Origin of the sequence: Vibrio crassostreae, assembly GCF_041439375.1 — a bacterium.
GTDB classification, from domain to species: Bacteria; Pseudomonadota; Gammaproteobacteria; order Enterobacterales; family Vibrionaceae; genus Vibrio; species Vibrio crassostreae_D.
This window is the reverse complement of the sequence record NZ_JBGONY010000007.1, coordinates 15,450-32,007: the sequence shown is the minus strand read 5'-3', so window position 1 is coordinate 32,007 and position 16,558 is coordinate 15,450. Positions and strand designations below refer to the sequence as shown.

Here is a 16,558-nt window from a genome sequence, read left to right as displayed (position 1 = left end):
CCTTAGAATACGAAATCAAGACGTGCTGAATAGACAATTGAGCTGTCTTCAAGGTAATTCCCCGTCGCCATAAATGGGTTGACGGCAGACGTCTCAACATTGGTTTGGAAACCACCACTCGTATCGCGGTAATCTACGTAAGTCACGTCAGCCTTTAACGACATATTCTTAGCAAAGTCCCAGCGGTTACCGATAGAGTAAGAGATACGCTCGTAATTCATCGACTCTTTAACTGCCGTTATCGTCATATTTTCACGTTCATCGTTATCGGTGGTTTCAACCCAGCTAACCGAAAGGTAAGGCGTAAACTCATTGATTCGGTAACCAACCAAGCCAGAAACCGATTGATAGTCGTAAAATTGACCTTCAATTTGAACGTCAGCGGCTTCTACGTTAACAAGTAGATCACCGTTGTCATATTGCGCACCCAGAGAGATAAACTGACCGTCTTGGCTGTCAAGTAAAGCACCTAACTGGCAGTAAGGGCTAGATTGTGGGTTCTGGAAATCACAAGATGGATTCGATTCCGCAACCAAATAAGAACCACGGAAAGTAAAATCATCGACGTTCCAGTTCGCACTCAAACCAAACAATTGATCCAGTTTAACTTCACCAACAATTGAATCCTCTTCGTCAATCGTGCCAACACCAACCAATGGCTGAAGAAGAATACTTGAATCTTCAAGTTCAATCGGAATCAATAAGTCAGCTCCCGTATAGCCCTTCAAAACAATGTTTTCGTACAATTCTTGAGAAGGTCGAATCATAGGATACGCATAGCCAAGATCGGTGTAGTCAGAATAGAAGAACAGAGGTAGACGCAGCTTACCTGCACGAGCAGTAAATGAATCAAAATCATAAGAGGCGTAAGCCATTTCAATTTTTGGGTCATAGTCATAACGGCTATTTGCGACTATTTGCGTCACGAACTTCGCTCGCTCGTTAACCTGAAAATCAAACTGCAAGCCCGCTAGTGTTTCTTGCTCCCAATCTAATTTTTCATCCGTGTAGCCTGCATAACCGATTGCGTTATCTGACTTACCGATACCTACAGAACCAAACCCGCTAATACGAAGATTATCCATATTTGCAGCATTTGCTCCAAACGCCATACTTACTAGGGCAGCAACCACTGTCTTCTTCATAACTAACTCCAATTTGTTATGTTGTTTCTTGTTTTTATGTAATTAACCCAAATTTTGGGCATACTCCCGCCCTCCTTGAGGCATGGCCATAGAGAGAGAAAGAATGATTCTAGGGGGCTTAACTCACCTTAAAGTGGCCAGTTAATGTAGATATATTACGAGTAACTTCTTGGATATCATGAGCCACAGCATCTACCTGTTTCACACTGTTGCTAGTACCTTCCGCCATTTTTCGAATCTCTTCTACAAAGGTTTCTATACGAGTCGAGGTTTGTTCTTGCTGCTCCGTCGCGGCAGCAATACTTTCGTTTCGTTGGCTGATTTCGGTGACATCTGATGTGATTCTTTGCAGCGACCCTTCAGCGACTAGGAACTTCTCTACACAATCTTCAGCTTTAACAACGCTTTCAGAAATGATGGTAGAGGCTGTTTGCGCTTGCTCTTGTAGCTGTAAAAGTACCGACTGAATTTCTTGGGTAGAGGTTTGTGTTCTTGACGCTAACGTTCGGACTTCGTCAGCTACAACCGCGAAACCTCGACCTTGTTCTCCTGCTCGTGCAGCTTCAATTGCCGCATTAAGTGCTAAGAGGTTAGTTTGTTCTGCAATCGCACTGATCGATTCTAAAATTGAGCCTGCACTCTGAGTGTTGTCGTTCAACTGCTTCACAACTTCTGATGCATTACCGACATCGTTCGTCAGTTCTTTCACCGCAAGAATCGTGCTTTCAACTTGCTGCTCCCCTAAGCTTGCTTGTTCGCTTGCACTAGAAGCAGAAGACGACGCATCATTTGCATTCGTTGCAATCTCTCGAGCCGCAAGAAACAGCTGGTTTAATGAACTTGAGACTTCTTCAATTGAAAGGTGTTGCTTAGTGGAAAGCTCACTTGTGACTTGGCTCGACTTAACGAGAGAACCAGAGATAGAGTCCAATTGAGTAACATTGTCTATAGTGTGAGTTACGTTCTGTTGTAGGTGAGACACGAAGCTATTAAATGACTCCACCAGAGGCTTAAGTTCGTCATTTTTCTCGTGCTGAAGACGCACAGTAAGATCTCCATCACCCTCAGCGATATCGTGCATCTTATCGCTAATGTTTGCCAGATCCGCTCGAATTCCTCTTACGACTAACCATCCGAAGACACACATTGCAAGCATCGCCACAGCGCCAGAAATGCTCATGATCTGGTTAGCCTGTTTGTTATTGGCTTCTAAATCTTCCACTGCATTCTCGAACTCAGACTGTCGGTCTGCACCAAACTCAAGCATGCCTAGGGTTAGCTCATCCAAAATCGCTGTACTTTCTTTTGCCAAACGACCGGCCTCACTAAGGCTGATCTCCTCATCGATCATTCCTTGGGCAATTTGGTAAGCAAGTTCAAAATATTGATTAGTTTTATTTTGCAGAAGTGTCGATTCACTCTGCAGAGAAGGATCCAGCGTGATTTGAATATTGAAGTTACTTTGAATCGCAGCAAGAGTTTGCTTGTTCATTTCCAAAATTTCTTCATCGCCAAGCGTTACAGCTAAGTTAAAACGCTCCGCCAACTGGGAGATCAACACACTGTTTAAAGAGGCCGCATTCATTACGGGATAAGTGACTTGGTCAATCCTATTAACCTGCTTAGTGTTGCTAGTCAGTGTATCCCCACCGACAAATAGAATACTAATAAACCCTACTAACGAAACTAAACATAACGCCAAAATTCGATTCTTAATCGATAGTGTAAACATAAGCTTCCTTGCTAAACAGTATGACAAACCGCACTATTATTTTTTCGCACAATAACAGATCTGACCAGTTATTCAATCGGTCAATACAAAAATAGTGACAAATATGTAAATATTGTTTATAGATTGTGCCAGCCTGAAAATTAACCATATAAATCATAAGCTTTAATTTTTAACTTTATTAAATATCGCTTAATTCCAAACTTACCAACCTGTTTAAAACTTAATGTTAATTAGGATTTATACTCGCTCACTATATTTCAATGCACGTATTCCATGGGCTTAATGTCGAGTTGAAAAATATAAAAACACGCTTATCCAAACACCCCCAATAACTAAATTCTCCACATGCCCTACAATTTAATAACTCTGTCAACACCGTCAGGTTTGTGTAAGAAGGTAGCAGGCTCACGAACTTACTCTTTTTTATTCAGTCAACCTTGGAGCGACTAAATTGAACCTCTAAATGGAGAACGCATGCGTATAGCAACTTTATCTTTAAGCTTGGTTTCAGCGGTGGGTTTTGCTGCTGAGCCCAGCCCTTTCCCAATCATACCGAATACTGAAGGTGACAAATTCATGGTTAGTGCGACAAACCCCTATGTCAGCAGCACTGGCTATTCGATACTGAAACAAGGCGGTAATGCCATCGACGCCATGGTGGCGATGCAAATGACCATGTCAGTCGTCGAGCCCGATATGACGGGGATTGGTGGCGGGACGTTTGCTTTGTTTTATCAACATGACAAAGACCAATTCCTCGCAATCGATGGGCGTGACGAAGCGCCCTCAAGTGCGACTCCAGATATGTTTATGGAAGATGGTAAGGCACTCAGTCGAAATGAGATTTTAGGGCCAAGATCTGTCGCGGTACCGGGTACGCTTCGTTTGCTCTATAGCTCTCATCAAGAATACGGAAAGCTACCTTGGTCTGAGTTGGTGCAGCCTGCGATTGAGCTTGCCAGTAAAGGTTATGCAATGAACAGTTACACCTATGACATTGTGGTTCGTGAGCAAAACCGTTTAATTGAAGATCCAGAAATCAAAGCGCTCTATTGGGATAACGACGAAATCAAACCGACGGGCACCTTGATGACCAATCCAAAGCTTGCCAATACGTTGACCAATATTGCGCAACAAGGTGACAAATATCTTTATGGTGGAGAGTTTGGTAAGAACATTGTCGAAACGGTCAACAGTGGCATCGATTCAGACCACGCAAAATTATCCATTGAAGACTTTGAACAGTACCAAATCAAAAAGCGTGACGTCATTGAGAGCGACTATCGTGGTAACAAGATCGTATCCTTTGGTTACCCTGCCTCTGGTGGCGTGATGGTTGCTCAAAGCCTTGAAATGTTAGAAGCCTATAACTTAGCCGACATGTCTAAAACCGATGTTGAACCTTGGCGCTTGATGACCGAAGCCATGAGAATCGCCAAAGCCGATCGCATCGCTTATGCCGGTGACCCAGATTACATCGAAGCGCCAGTTGCAGCCCTACTCGACAAAGCCTACATCGATGGGCGACGTAAGCTCATTCCAGAGACTGGCATTGCGAAAACAAAACCAAAAGCAGGCAAGCTAACCGATACTGATTACGCTCAGTATCAAGGTTTTGAGAGCCAAGATACCGGGCACATCTCCATCATCGACAAAGACGGTAATGCCATTGCAATGACCAGCACCGTCGGCACAGGCATGGGGTCTGGGCTAATGGTCGATGGCGTTGTTCTTAATGCCCAAATGGCAAATTTCTCCACCAAACCCACAATAAACGGTAAACCGACTCAAAACTCTATTGAAGCAGGTAAGCGACCTCGCTCAGCGATCACCCCGCTAATGGTTATGGATAAAAAAGACGACCTGCGTTTAGTGGTAGGTTCTCCTGGTAGCTCACAAATTCCGGGGTACGTGTTGAAAACTGTGGTGGGCATTCTCGATTGGGATCTGTCTGCGCAGGAAGCGATTGACCTGCCGAATATTCAGTATGGCACTAAGATTGATCGAACCAAACCTTATGATCCAACAGGTTTGTTGGTCGAGAAGAAAACCTACGCTGAAATGCTAGTACCAGAGTTCATGCAGCTCGGTTATCAGGTGCATGTCATTCCCGTCGTCAGTGGCTTGAATGCCATTGAAGTCAAAGATGGCAAGATCTATGGCGCCACCGACAGACGCCGTGCATCAAGCTCTATGGGTGAATAATAAAACGAAATGGGCAAGTAACAGGCTTGCCCTTATTTTGGTCTTTAGTTGCTTGAACCTTGTCTAAGCAGTTCATGGATGCGAAAAGCCAGTCGAATATTTTGACTGGCTTTTCATTATCGGCTTCGCTATTTACTCATTTGGATATTATGAGCTTGGCGCTACTCGCTTCTCTTTCAATTTCTCAATTACATAATCAGGAGCCACTTTACCTAGCTCACCCAAGCAATCATCTGTCTTTTCATTGCCGTAGCGCACATAGATATCGCATACCGCGTATAGCTGCTCTGGAGAACCAGAGATCAAATATGCTTTCTCGAACGATTTAGTCGACTTGTCGATATCCAACTCTTCTTGTAATACCCCATTTAGGTACCAGTAATAGCTGTTATCTTTAGCTAGCTTCGCAGCCACTTCAATCTCTTTGGCTGCCGCAGTTTTGTCTTCAAGGCGAACCAAAGTTAGAGATTTAGAGTAATGCAGAGCTGCGTTGTCTGGTACATGTTTCAAACCGCGATCCAATACATCGACCGCTTGCTGGTCTTTTTTCTGCGCTCGGAAATTATCAGCGTAGCTTAACCAAACTTGCGCTTCTTTTGGATGCGTATTGATCAGTTCTAGATAAACCGTTTCCGCCTTATCCCACTCGTTGTGCCAGCGAAGTACATCAGCAAACAGCAGTTGGTATTTTTCAGATTCTTGCGTTTCTAGAAAACTGATCAGCTCTTTTACTGGTGGTTCGATTTGTGCTTTTTGTTGTTCATCTAAGGCATTAAAGTCACGAATTAGATTTGATGTTGCCGTGTGGCGAACCATGGTATCGCTGTCTTTAAGCAACGGAGAGACTAATGCCCAGCGATGTTCGAGTTGATAAGGTTCAGAGCCAATCACAGACGCTTCGCGAACTTCAGGGTCTTTATCTTTCAAGCCTCTAGCAACAGCCACCAACGCATTTTGGCTTGGGTAAGCTGCCAATTCTTGCAGCGCACCAGTACGGTTTTCAATAGACTGATTCTGATCTTGCGCCATGTAAGACAACTGTTGAATGCGGGTTTGAGTGTCCGTCATTTCAAGCACTTGATTGATATTTTGTGCTGGTGCATCAACGGTTTGTTGAACGCTATTAGCTGCCATCGCTGACGTTGATAGCAATGCGGACGTTGAGATAAATAAAGCAACCGCTGTCGCTAAACTCTTCTTGATCATAGTATTACCTTAAGCTGGAGAACTTAGCCTGTCCCTAGACTCATATCTGATTAAATTTCGTTAGGATCGATAACTCTAAACCTAGAACTTGACTTAAAACTTAGTCTCAAATGTTGTTTGTTTTGCCAGTTCTGCTCGACGCGCCATCATCACAGAATCACTGTACTTACCATGAGCAACAGGGTGTCTCATCGCACGCGCGATATACGCCATCGATTTATCAACATGAGAGAAGAACTTGTGCCAGCCCGCACATAAATAGTTCAAGCCCGGCTCACCCGCACGAGTTTTGATAAAGCGATTTTTCGGACACTCGCCATGACAAGCAAACTTGTAGTCACATTGCTGACATTGGCTCGTCAGCGTACGTGATTTAGCGAAGCCAAATTTCTGTTGTGGTGCACTGTATGCTAGGTCATCAAGCTTCTCGTGGTGGATGTTGCCAATTTTATATTCAGGGTAAACGTAGTGGTCACAAGAGAACACATCGCCGTTTGGCTCCATCGCTAAGCCTTTACCGCAGATCTCATTAAGGGTACAAAGCGGGTTCGGGCGACCAATCCACGTTTCTAAGCTCGCTTCGAAATACTGAACAAACACTTTACCGATATCGTACTTCGCCCACTCATCAAACACAGCAATTAGGAAGTTGCCCCACGCTAAGTCCGATACACACCATGATTCCATGATCGAATCTTTGTGACCCGGGATAAGACGCTTGTCACCTTGCTTGAGTTGCTCACTCACTTGAGATGTTTGCGGTGCAACGGTTCTAAAGGTTTTTTGTTCTACGATAGGAATAAATTGCATTTGTGGAGACTTCACCACATCACGTAGGAAACGATACACTTCGAGTGCATTTTGACTAGTGAGATTATTCACACAGGTAAGCGTGGCGAATTTGACTTGGTGCTTGTGCAGCAACTCTACAGCAGCCATCACTTGTTTGAATGTGCCACGACCCGCTCGGTTGGTACGGTAAGCGTTGTGTAGCATTTCAGGACCATCAATACTTAAACCGATCAGGAAGTTGTTCTTTGCTAAGAACCGACCCCAATCGTCATTCAGTAATGTGCCATTAGTTTGTAGGTCATTTGAAATTAACACACCTTCGGGCTGATACTTTTTCTGTAGCTCAACCACACGCTCAAAATAAGCCAAACCTAACATGGTCGGCTCACCGCCCTGCCATGAGAAGATGATTTCTGGCGTATTTTGACCTTCAATGTATTGTCGGATGTAAGTCTCTAGCGTCTCATCATCCATTCTTGGAGAACTGCCTTTCTTGTACTCCAACAAATCTTGCTTACTTAGGTAGTAACAATATTTACAGTCAATGTTGCACGCTGCGCCAATCGGCTTAGCCATAACATGCAGGCGCTTAGACGCTTTACCGTTATATTGTGGACCTTGAGTAATGTGCATGATTTACCTACCTATCTTAGTGTCTTGTTCCCATCATAATTCCGAATTAAGTCAGTGGCATGTTATACCCTTTATAACCAATAGGAATGACCAAAAACGTTAGAATTACGCCCTATTTCGAACATTTGAGGCACGTGATGAAATTTATCAATTACAAACATTTAGCAGCAGTTAGCGGCGTCACCATGACTATTTATCTAAGCGGCTGTGCAAGCGTGCCTACACACCCTATCGCTCAAAAAATTGACCAAGAGATGGTGTTGGTTGAAGGCGGAACATTCACCATGGGCTCAAACAGCCCAGAGGCGACCAAAGCAGAACGACCAGCCCGTGATGTAACTGTAGATAGTTTCTACATTGCGAAATTTGAGGTGACTCAAGAATTGTTTGAATCGGTGATGGGTTCATCTCTCAGTTATTTCCAAAACCCGCAAGTTCCGGTCAACAACCTAAGCTGGCAACAAGCGAACTATTTCGTTGAGCAGTTGAATGAACTAACAGGCGAAGAGTACCGCCTACCAACTGAAGCTGAATGGGAGTTTGCTGCGAAAGGTGGCAACAAAAGCAAAGGCTATACTTACAGTGGTTCCAACAACTTAGATGAAGTTGCGTGGTACTCAGCAAATTCAAAAAATAGCGCGCATCCTGTCGGGTTAAAAAAGCCAAATGAACTAGGCTTATATGACATGACAGGAAACGTTGGGGAGTTTGTTATCGATGCCTTCGATGACACTTTCTACCGATTTGGTCCAACAGACAATCCAAACAACGCTAAACACAGTGACGTAGGCTTATCGCATAAGTCCGTTCGCGGTGGCAGCTTTGCTTATGACAAAAATGAATCTGAAAGTTACCGTCGTGACTTCGCAAGCCAATCGATCACTATGTCGGACATGGGCTTGCGTTTAGTTAAGGATACGAACTAACTAAAGCTGTGAACTAGCTAGAGATGTGAACCAGCTAAAGGTGCCGATGGTTATGACTCAATAATCTTCACCAACAATACTAAAAATACGATTCGCACTGTACACACGTTAGAAATCTGGCCAAACATTAGAAATCTGCCAAACGTTAGAACTCTGCGGCAACAGTGAATAAGGAAACTCTATGCAATACACCAAGCTTTCAGGACTAACACTCGCGTTACTCTGTGCCCTCCCTGCTTCGGCTGCGGAAAAGCCAGATCTAGTCCTTCAAATCACAGTAGATGGCCTGCGCGCAGACCTAATCGAGCGATATAAGCATAACTTCGGTGAAGGTGGCTTTCGCTACTTAATGGATGACGGTACTTATTACACCAATGCTAACTACCAACACGGCAACACAGAAACCATTGTAGGACATGTGTCGCTTGCAACAGGCGCTCCACCGAGCGTACACGGCATGGTAGGTAATGTTTGGTATGACCGTAGCGAAGAACGTTTGGTGTATAACGTAGAAGATGGCAACTACGCCATGCTGACTTCGGGTGCGGGTGTCGACAAAGCCACCGAGATCGATCCAACACAAAAGACAGCGCAAGGTGACGGCCGCTCTCCAGAGCCAATTCTCGCCACCACCTTTGGCGACGAACTTATGATTTCCAATAGCGGAAAATCGAAAGTGTTTGGTGTATCGGTAAAAGACCGTGGCGCGATTTCGCTTGCAGGACACAGTGGCAAAGCTTTTTGGTTCTCTAAAGCACAGTCTGAGTTTGTGACCAGCAACTATTACTACGACGAATATCCTGCTTGGGTATCTCGCTGGAATGAAAAAGCCATTGCCGCTCAATACTCAAAACAGAGATGGGAACTGTCGTTACCGCGTGACCAGTACACCCTGCAAGAACACAATACCGAACACAAAGTGAAACTCGGTGATTTCCAACGCACCTTCCCTCACCCATACGGCCCGGCAAGCTATAAGTACTTCAGTACTACGCTTACTGTGAGCCCTGCTGGTGATGAAATCACAGAAAACTTCGCAAGCACCTTGTTGATGCAAGAGAAGCTAGGACAAGGTGACGTAACCGATTATTTATCTGTGAGTTTCTCGTCAAACGACTACGTGGTGCACCTATACGGCCCAGAAAGCCTAGAAACAGAAGACAACCTAATCCGACTTGATAAGACTCTCGCTAAGCTTTTCAAAACCGTTGATAACCAGGTGGGGCTAGAGAACACATTAATTGTGCTGTCTGCCGACCACGGTGTTCCTGAATCTTCACCTGCGGCAAATGCGCTTGGCTTCAATCAAGCTCAATACTTTAATAAGGATAAACTGCTCTCGAGTGGTGTTGAGAAACGATTGAAGGATGAATTCGGCTTAACTAAAGATGTGATTCGTTTGTATGCACAGCCTTATATCTATCTGAATCACGATTTAATCGCCGAGAAGAAGCTTGACCTCGCTAAGGTACAAGAAGTAATTGCGGATGAAATAGCAAAAGTGAAAGGCGTTGCATTTGCAGTATCAAGTAGTGATATCGCAGCCAACCGAGTACCGGACACGCACGTAATGCAGCTCATCAAAAACAACTACCATCCAGCTCGTTCTGGCGACGTGTATGTGGTATTTGCACCGCGTAGCTACATTAACGACATGGAAGGCCTTCAAATTGCCTCGACTCATGGTTCTCCGTGGAAATACGACACCCATGTACCGGTTATTTTTGCAGGCTACGATGTTGAAGCTCAGAAGATCTCGCGAGCAATCACGCCATACGACATTGCACCAACACTTTCGAATAAGCTAGGGATCACCCAACCAAGTGGCTCGATTGGAGAGGTGTTACAAGAGATCACTGAGTAGACTAAATCTCCAAGGTTTCGTCATTTAAATTTCAAATCCAGCACCCACCCAATAAAAGAGCCGTTTATCCATTTCTGACTGACTCAGTCGAAACAGGTAAGCGGCTCTTTTGATTAATGGTGGTCCGATTGAGTCGAGCTTAATTTTTTCCCGAATAACGAAAGGCTTCTTTGGTTAGCTGATTTAGTTGGTCGTTATTCATCTTATTATGTACAACAGTGATACGGCCTAGGTAAACCAACGGGACTTCGGCTTCTCTCTCTTCTAAGTGAAACTTTATCGCTTCAGCAGTTGCTACGCCAAGGTCATCACTCATGCGCATTGGTGTGGCATCTAACTCATCAGAACGAATCTTCTCGATCTCTATCGCTGTGCCGCCCCAACCCGTGACATAGATTTCAGACAACATGTCGGCTTGGTTCAACGCATCAACCGCGCCCATGGTCATCGCTGTATTGGCATTATGAACCATGGTCACCTCAGGGAAGTTACCTAGCACCAGGCGAATCCCATCTGCACCTCCGATTTTTTGATATTGCCCAAAGTGCTCATACACCGTTAACCAATCGCCTTTTTCTTCTACGCAATCAATGAAACCTTGTGACCGTTGAGTATCTGTTATTCCTGGGATACCTCGATTTGCTGAAAATTCGACCTCCCTTCCCAGTTCTTTCACTACGTGATCACATAGAGCCTCAGCCCCCATCGCACTCGAGAAATCGAACCAACTATCTGGTTGATGTTTCCATTTCTCATTTGGTGTGTGGAACGCCCAAATAAAGGTTTTGAAATCTTTTGAAGCGGACAGTTTTTGAATGTTACCGGCTTGGATACCAAGCTCAGAAGGACCAAAAATGACGAAGTCATAAGGCATCTCAGAATTCAGGACTTGCTCGGTGTATTGGGTCTGTAATGAGTGCTCAATTTGTCGGGACGTAAACTCATTGATCTCAAAAGGCAGCTCCAAAGCAATGAGCCTTTCCTTCAATGCGGTGTAATTTCTTGTCCAAAAGTCAGAAATATCTGCACTTGGATAAATCAGCGCAATTCTTACCGGTTTTTCTACCGACATCGGAGCTAATGACATTGGCTCGCCACTTACAGTCTCTTGAAATTTTTCAAGTTTCTTTACATCAGCTTCCGATCTTGCCCCATCAGCATTGACGTACAAAGGGAGGCAAAAACACGCTGTCAGTAGGGTTGGCAAAACATTTTTATAAATTTGACCCGGCATAACTGTTACCAAATGTTTGAATGTTTATTAACAATATTATAAATATAGGGTGATTATAAGTTAAAGCGTTTTATAAGCCATATGAATAAGAGATTAAATTTTGCGAGTTTGTTGCTCGCTGCTACTTGCTACTCTCCGAGTTTTGCGGGTAATCATGACGATGATTTCTTCAAATATGCTGAAGAAAAAGTGATGCGTGCGGTTTCCAACCAAAGCACTTGGCATGGTCCAATACAAGGCCCTGCTGTACGTCATGAAAAAAACGTTATTTTTGTCGCCTCTGATTTACGTAATGGTGGTGTTTACGGGGTGGGTAAAGGCATCTCCGAGGCTATTTCAAACATCAATTGGCATCTAAGGTTCATTGATGGTTTGGGCTCTGAAGTACGCCAAGGTGCAGCTATCAGAAAAGCGATTAGCTTTGAACCCGATGCCATTGTTCTCGGCGGTATTGATGCTGTTCGACACAAAACCATTTTGAAGCAAGCGGAAGATCTCGGAATTGTTGTCATTGGTTGGCACGCAACCGAGCTTGTCGGCGGCAATCCTGAAATAGGTTTATACACCAACATTACCACTGATCCTCTCGATGTAGCGGAAGTGGCAGCGCTACTCGCGATCGTAAACTCAAACGGGCGAGCAAAAACCATTGTGTTTACCGACCCGAACTATGAAATAGCGATGATAAAAGCTAACGCGATGGTCAACACCATCAAACGTTGCGGTACATGTGATGTACTTGAGCTGAACTACTTACCACTCGATAAAATTGCCGAGCAGATGCCTGCGACATTGAAGAAACTTGATAAGAAGTATGACGAGAAAATCACTCATATCTTAACCATCAACGACCTGTACATTGATTACGCTATCCCTTCTTTTGAATCTAACCTCGAAGAGCATCGGCTAATACCACAAAACATTTCGGCAGGTGACGGCAGCAAAGCCGCATACAAAAGGATTAATAGCGGTCAATTCCAACTGGCTACTGTACCTGAACCCTTATATCTGCAAGGTTGGCAAATTGTCGACGAGCTCAACCGAGCATTCAACCAGATGCCTCCAAGTGGCTACTCTGCCCCTGTACATCTCGTCACGCCCGATAATGTTGAAGAACTCATCAGCCAGTCAGACAAAGGAATCTACGACCCTAAAAATGGCTACCGTGAAGCATATCTGAAAATTTGGAAGCCACAATGAAACTACCTCAGATAAACATAACCCAACGGCTCATTATTTCGAACCTGGTTTCGCTATTGATTGTGAGCCTTGCCGTCATCATGGTGATCCGCTCGCTCTATTACGTCGAGTCGACTCTCAAAACGGAAACCTCAACACACGTATCAGATTTGATTGTTAACTCAGAGATCAGCCGACGCGTATTCACTTTAACCTCTCGCGTTAAGCTGCTGGAGCAGACCTTTTTGTTCAGTGAAACCACACTGTCTGAAGAAGCGTTCAATGTTGACTTCCAACTGCAACGGCTGAGAGATCTCTCGACCAACGAAGGGTTCTCGCAGAAGATCGACGCCTTTATCGATAACTTCCATCGTTTCTTAGGCAGTTCGCTAGCATTAAATCGAATCCTCAAGCAGACCAATCAAATCGACGCTGCGTTAGCCGAGCAACTTGATCAACTCGAATTTGCGATAGCCGACAGCAAGCTAAAGCACTTAGACCAACCTAATTTCATCCGTTATAACAATGAATTAGACCTCATCAACATGCTACGAGAGTCATTCCTCACCTCGGGTAAAATGGTCGGTGACATTCACAGCCGTATCACACCAGAAACGGAGAAAGTTCTGCTTATCGAAGTCGAGAAAGAGCTCGACATATTTTTACTCCACTTAGAAAACGTTGATATTGGAACGGCGGCGGTTATCGCAGAGAAGAAACGAATCCACCGCACAGTGAAACGATACAACGCGGCTTTAAAACGCATTCGAGCAAATCTGGAACAGCGTTGGTTGGTGATGGCATCGCTGTTAGTTGCTCAAAGTGACTTGTTGGAGATGGTAGAACAAACGGAATCACGTGTACAAAGCCAAGCCTTAGAATTAACAGACCAACTTGAAAAAGAGATTGGCTTATCAAGACTTAACGCAATTGTTATCAGCTTTTCAGCCTTTGTATTATCGATGTTGCTGGTTAGCCACGTTGTTAGACACCACATTAGAAAACCACTCAATGCGCTTAGACATGGCTTCGACCGTTTAGAATCCGGTAGCCTAAAAAACCCAATCAATTTGGGCAGACGTGACGAATGGTCTCACCTAGAAAAAGCATACAACGATATGGCTTCAAGGCTTTCAGAAGCTTATTTAGATCTCACTGAAGAGAAGAAAAACTTTGATTTCCTTGCTCATCACGACCCACTGACAAGCTTAGCTAATCGACTTTTAGCAACGAAGCAGTTGGACAAAGAGATCAAACAATCCAGTCAACATAACGTACCTTTCTTGTTATTTTATCTCGATATAGATGAGTTCAAGACAATCAACGATTCATTGGGGCATGCCTCGGGCGACAACTTGTTAGTTAACGTATCTCACATCTTAAACAACTTAGTGGGCGATAAAGGTTTTGTGGCGCGAATGGGCGGTGACGAGTTTTTAGTGGTGTTTTCGAATATAGGATTGGAAGAAGGACAACCCATTGCAGAACGCTTAAATCAAGCATTAAGAAAGCCTTATTACATCAATGACACTTCTATTTTTGTTTCGGCAAGTATAGGGGTATGTGAATATCCTACCCATGGTTCGAACCTTGAAACCTTAATTCGAAACGCAGACACTGCTATGTATCATGCGAAACGAAATGGTAGAGATCAATATCGAGTCTACGCAGATGAAATGACTCACGAAGTTAATGACATAATTGAAACCAATATTGGACTTCGTCAAGCGATTACCAACGACGAACTGGAAGTGTACTTCCAGCCAAAAGTTGACTTAAATTCTCAAGAAATCATTGGTGCCGAAGCGCTTATTCGCTGGCGCCACCCTAAATTGGGACTGCTTCCCCCTGTCGATTTCCTTGAAGTAGCAGAAAAAAGTGACCTCATTATCGACATCGATAAATGGGTATTTAAGAAAGTGGCAAACCTGATCACTGAGTGGCAATGCGCGGGAATGAATCTTCAGGGTGTGATTTTCTCCATCAACTTCTCAGCAAGAATGTTCTACATGACTGACCTAGCAGAACAACTGCAAGAGATACTCGATGAAACAGATTGTCAGCCTCATCAGCTATTATTGGAAATCACGGAAAGAGATATGATGCGAGATTTCGAAACCTGCTCAAGAACCATAGAGCTGCTTCATTCTAAAGGTTACAAAATCGCTATCGACGATTTTGGTACAGGCTATTCATCTTTGTCCGTATTGAAAAATCTTTCTGCTGATTGCGTCAAATTAGATCGAAGCTTTATTGAAGACATAAATTCTTCGAAAGTAGATTATGAGATTACTTGCGCGGTACTCAAGCTTGCACAAATACTTGATTTTTCAGTGATTGCAGAGGGCCTTGAAACACAAAATCATGTAAAGACTCTACGCCAAATTGGCTGCAAATATGCTCAAGGCTATTTCTTTGCTCGACCTTTGCCCATCGATGATTGGGTGTCATACTTCTTGCTTAACTCTGAGCAGAGCCAAAGAGAAGCTTAGTGCCTGTTCCTTAAATTAATAAAGTTTCAGTGAGTTAAGTTCCTTCACCGATTTTTTACGAAACAAGTGTAGCCTTCGGGCTGCCCCCACGGACCAAGCTGCCGTTACAAAAAGCAACCTCAAAGTTCTCATCAGTGAAGCAGCCTTTATCTATAGTCAGAGTGCCACTGTGTTGGCTTTCTTTCCGTTTAAAATCGCACGAATACTTTCCATTGCACTGCCCTCTATCGTACTAACTAGCTACATCTTTTGCTGCCGCTTTGATCTTAGCTCGTAACCACTTATGGCTTGGTTCATTAGTACGGCTTGGATGCCAAATCATACACATATCGAGGTCTTCCAACTCGAAGGGCAATGGCAGTGTTTTTACCGCGTACTTTTCAGCAAAACAACGCACTGATGAAATAGGCATTACTCCGATGTACTCAGAGCCTTCGATAACAGGAAGCATCTCTACAACGCCCGCTGCGCGATACACGATTCTACGTTTCTCAAGGTCACTATAGTGCTCAGAGCTTAATAAGCTTTTGCGCGCATGCCACCTAGAGACCACCACATGCTCGAGTGCTAAGAACTGTTCCATATCGATGGTATCGCCAACCGTAGGATGATCACTACTACACACCACCACCAGCTCTTCTGTAGAAATCACCTCGTGCTTAAGCATGGTTCTTCCTTTAGGCGTCATATCAACAATCACGTCGTGTCTTTGCAGCCTTAAATCAGACTCATAGTCTTCGGTAAACAGAGGATGAACCTCTAACGCGATACCTGGTGCGACTTGGCTGATTAACCGCATGACTTTTGGCATCATTTCGTAGCTCGCCGCCGAGACGCAGGCAATGGAAAACACGCGGCCTGAGGTTTTAGGATCGAAGTCTCTTGATGCGGATAAGGTAGAAGTAAAGTTTTTAAGTGCAGCGGCCATTGCAGGATAGATATCAATAGCGAATGTGGTTGGCTCTACGCCTGATGTGGTGCGATGAAACAGTGGCTCATCATAGATATCTCTCAACCTTGCAAGTGCTTTACTCACTGCTGGTTGGCTTATATCCATGCGATTAGCAGCTCTAGATAAGTTCTGCTCTTCATAGATAGCAACAAATATAGGAATTAGATTTAGTTCGGTACTTTTCATACAGTTCCATAT

The 16,558-nt window shown here is 44.1% G+C and carries 11 protein-coding genes; 5 read left to right on the top strand and 6 right to left on the bottom strand.

Annotated features, from left to right (window positions below; all coding sequences use genetic code 11):
- Positions 1-2: 2 nt before the first annotated feature.
- Positions 3-1,145 carry a porin gene (locus ACED45_RS05085; RefSeq protein ID WP_146491678.1) on the bottom strand — a complete coding sequence of 381 codons (1,143 nt, stop codon included), beginning with the start codon at positions 1,143-1,145 and terminating at the stop codon, positions 3-5.
- Positions 1,146-1,263: 118 nt separating this feature from the next.
- Positions 1,264-2,730 carry a methyl-accepting chemotaxis protein gene (locus tag ACED45_RS05080; protein ID WP_146491681.1) on the bottom strand — a complete coding sequence of 489 codons (1,467 nt, stop codon included), beginning with the start codon at positions 2,728-2,730 and terminating at the stop codon, positions 1,264-1,266.
- Between the two features lie 621 nt (positions 2,731-3,351).
- Between ACED45_RS05080 and ggt the strand changes: the two genes are divergently transcribed.
- Positions 3,352-5,082 carry a gamma-glutamyltransferase gene (gene ggt, locus ACED45_RS05075; protein WP_371713426.1) on the top strand — a complete coding sequence of 577 codons (1,731 nt, stop codon included), beginning with the start codon at positions 3,352-3,354 and terminating at the stop codon, positions 5,080-5,082.
- 147 nt (positions 5,083-5,229) lie between these two features.
- On the opposite strand, the gene ACED45_RS05070 is transcribed toward ggt, so the two are convergent.
- Together ACED45_RS05070 and ACED45_RS05065 are read right to left on the bottom strand one after the other, a co-directional pair.
- Complete coding sequence (locus ACED45_RS05070) at positions 5,230-6,288, bottom strand: hypothetical protein (RefSeq protein ID WP_371713425.1); 1,059 nt, start codon at positions 6,286-6,288, stop codon at positions 5,230-5,232.
- A gap of 93 nt (positions 6,289-6,381) precedes the next feature.
- Positions 6,382-7,713 carry an anaerobic sulfatase maturase gene (locus ACED45_RS05065; protein WP_371713424.1) on the bottom strand — a complete coding sequence of 444 codons (1,332 nt, stop codon included), beginning with the start codon at positions 7,711-7,713 and terminating at the stop codon, positions 6,382-6,384.
- A gap of 137 nt (positions 7,714-7,850) precedes the next feature.
- Here ACED45_RS05065 and ACED45_RS05060 point away from each other — a divergent pair, with 137 nt between their 5' ends.
- Both ACED45_RS05060 and ACED45_RS05055 read left to right on the top strand, forming a co-directional pair.
- A complete protein-coding gene (locus ACED45_RS05060) occupies positions 7,851-8,639 on the top strand; it encodes a formylglycine-generating enzyme family protein (protein WP_285954573.1) in 789 nt (262 codons plus the stop codon).
- 181 nt (positions 8,640-8,820) lie between these two features.
- Positions 8,821-10,503, top strand: coding sequence for an alkaline phosphatase family protein (locus ACED45_RS05055; RefSeq protein WP_285954574.1), 1,683 nt, complete (start codon positions 8,821-8,823; stop codon positions 10,501-10,503).
- A gap of 139 nt (positions 10,504-10,642) precedes the next feature.
- Here the strand turns inward: ACED45_RS05055 and ACED45_RS05050 are convergent, their stop codons facing one another.
- A complete protein-coding gene (locus ACED45_RS05050) occupies positions 10,643-11,737 on the bottom strand; it encodes a substrate-binding domain-containing protein (protein ID WP_371713423.1) in 1,095 nt (364 codons plus the stop codon).
- 81 nt (positions 11,738-11,818) lie between these two features.
- Here ACED45_RS05050 and ACED45_RS05045 point away from each other — a divergent pair, with 81 nt between their 5' ends.
- Both ACED45_RS05045 and ACED45_RS05040 read left to right on the top strand, forming a co-directional pair.
- Entirely contained in the window at positions 11,819-12,937 is a 1,119-nt protein-coding gene (locus tag ACED45_RS05045; RefSeq protein WP_285954576.1) for a substrate-binding domain-containing protein, read from the top strand.
- Positions 12,934-15,408, top strand: coding sequence for a putative bifunctional diguanylate cyclase/phosphodiesterase (locus ACED45_RS05040; RefSeq protein WP_371713422.1), 2,475 nt, complete (start codon positions 12,934-12,936; stop codon positions 15,406-15,408). The genes ACED45_RS05045 and ACED45_RS05040 overlap by 4 nt, the downstream gene beginning before the upstream one ends.
- A gap of 232 nt (positions 15,409-15,640) precedes the next feature.
- Here the strand turns inward: ACED45_RS05040 and ACED45_RS05035 are convergent, their stop codons facing one another.
- The gene (locus ACED45_RS05035) at positions 15,641-16,546 is read right to left on the bottom strand and encodes a LysR family transcriptional regulator (protein WP_371713421.1); all 906 of its coding nucleotides are present in this window, start codon (positions 16,544-16,546) and stop codon (positions 15,641-15,643) included.
- Positions 16,547-16,558 lie beyond the last annotated feature (12 nt).

Bases quoted from the DNA above. Each gene is read 5' to 3' on its own strand.
- ACED45_RS05085 (WP_146491678.1), bottom strand. From the start codon at position 1,145: ATGAAGAAGACAGTGGTTGCTGCCCTAGTAAGTATGGCGTTTGGAGCA.
- ACED45_RS05080 (WP_146491681.1), bottom strand. From the start codon at position 2,730: ATGAATGCGGCCTCTTTAAACAGTGTGTTGATCTCCCAGTTGGCGGAG.
- ggt (WP_371713426.1), top strand. From the start codon at position 3,352: ATGCGTATAGCAACTTTATCTTTAAGCTTGGTTTCAGCGGTGGGTTTT.
- ACED45_RS05070 (WP_371713425.1), bottom strand. From the start codon at position 6,288: ATGATCAAGAAGAGTTTAGCGACAGCGGTTGCTTTATTTATCTCAACG.
- ACED45_RS05065 (WP_371713424.1), bottom strand. From the start codon at position 7,713: ATGCACATTACTCAAGGTCCACAATATAACGGTAAAGCGTCTAAGCGC.
- ACED45_RS05060 (WP_285954573.1), top strand. From the start codon at position 7,851: ATGAAATTTATCAATTACAAACATTTAGCAGCAGTTAGCGGCGTCACC.
- ACED45_RS05055 (WP_285954574.1), top strand. From the start codon at position 8,821: ATGCAATACACCAAGCTTTCAGGACTAACACTCGCGTTACTCTGTGCC.
- ACED45_RS05050 (WP_371713423.1), bottom strand. From the start codon at position 11,737: ATGCCGGGTCAAATTTATAAAAATGTTTTGCCAACCCTACTGACAGCG.
- ACED45_RS05045 (WP_285954576.1), top strand. From the start codon at position 11,819: ATGAATAAGAGATTAAATTTTGCGAGTTTGTTGCTCGCTGCTACTTGC.
- ACED45_RS05040 (WP_371713422.1), top strand. From the start codon at position 12,934: ATGAAACTACCTCAGATAAACATAACCCAACGGCTCATTATTTCGAAC.
- ACED45_RS05035 (WP_371713421.1), bottom strand. From the start codon at position 16,546: ATGAAAAGTACCGAACTAAATCTAATTCCTATATTTGTTGCTATCTAT.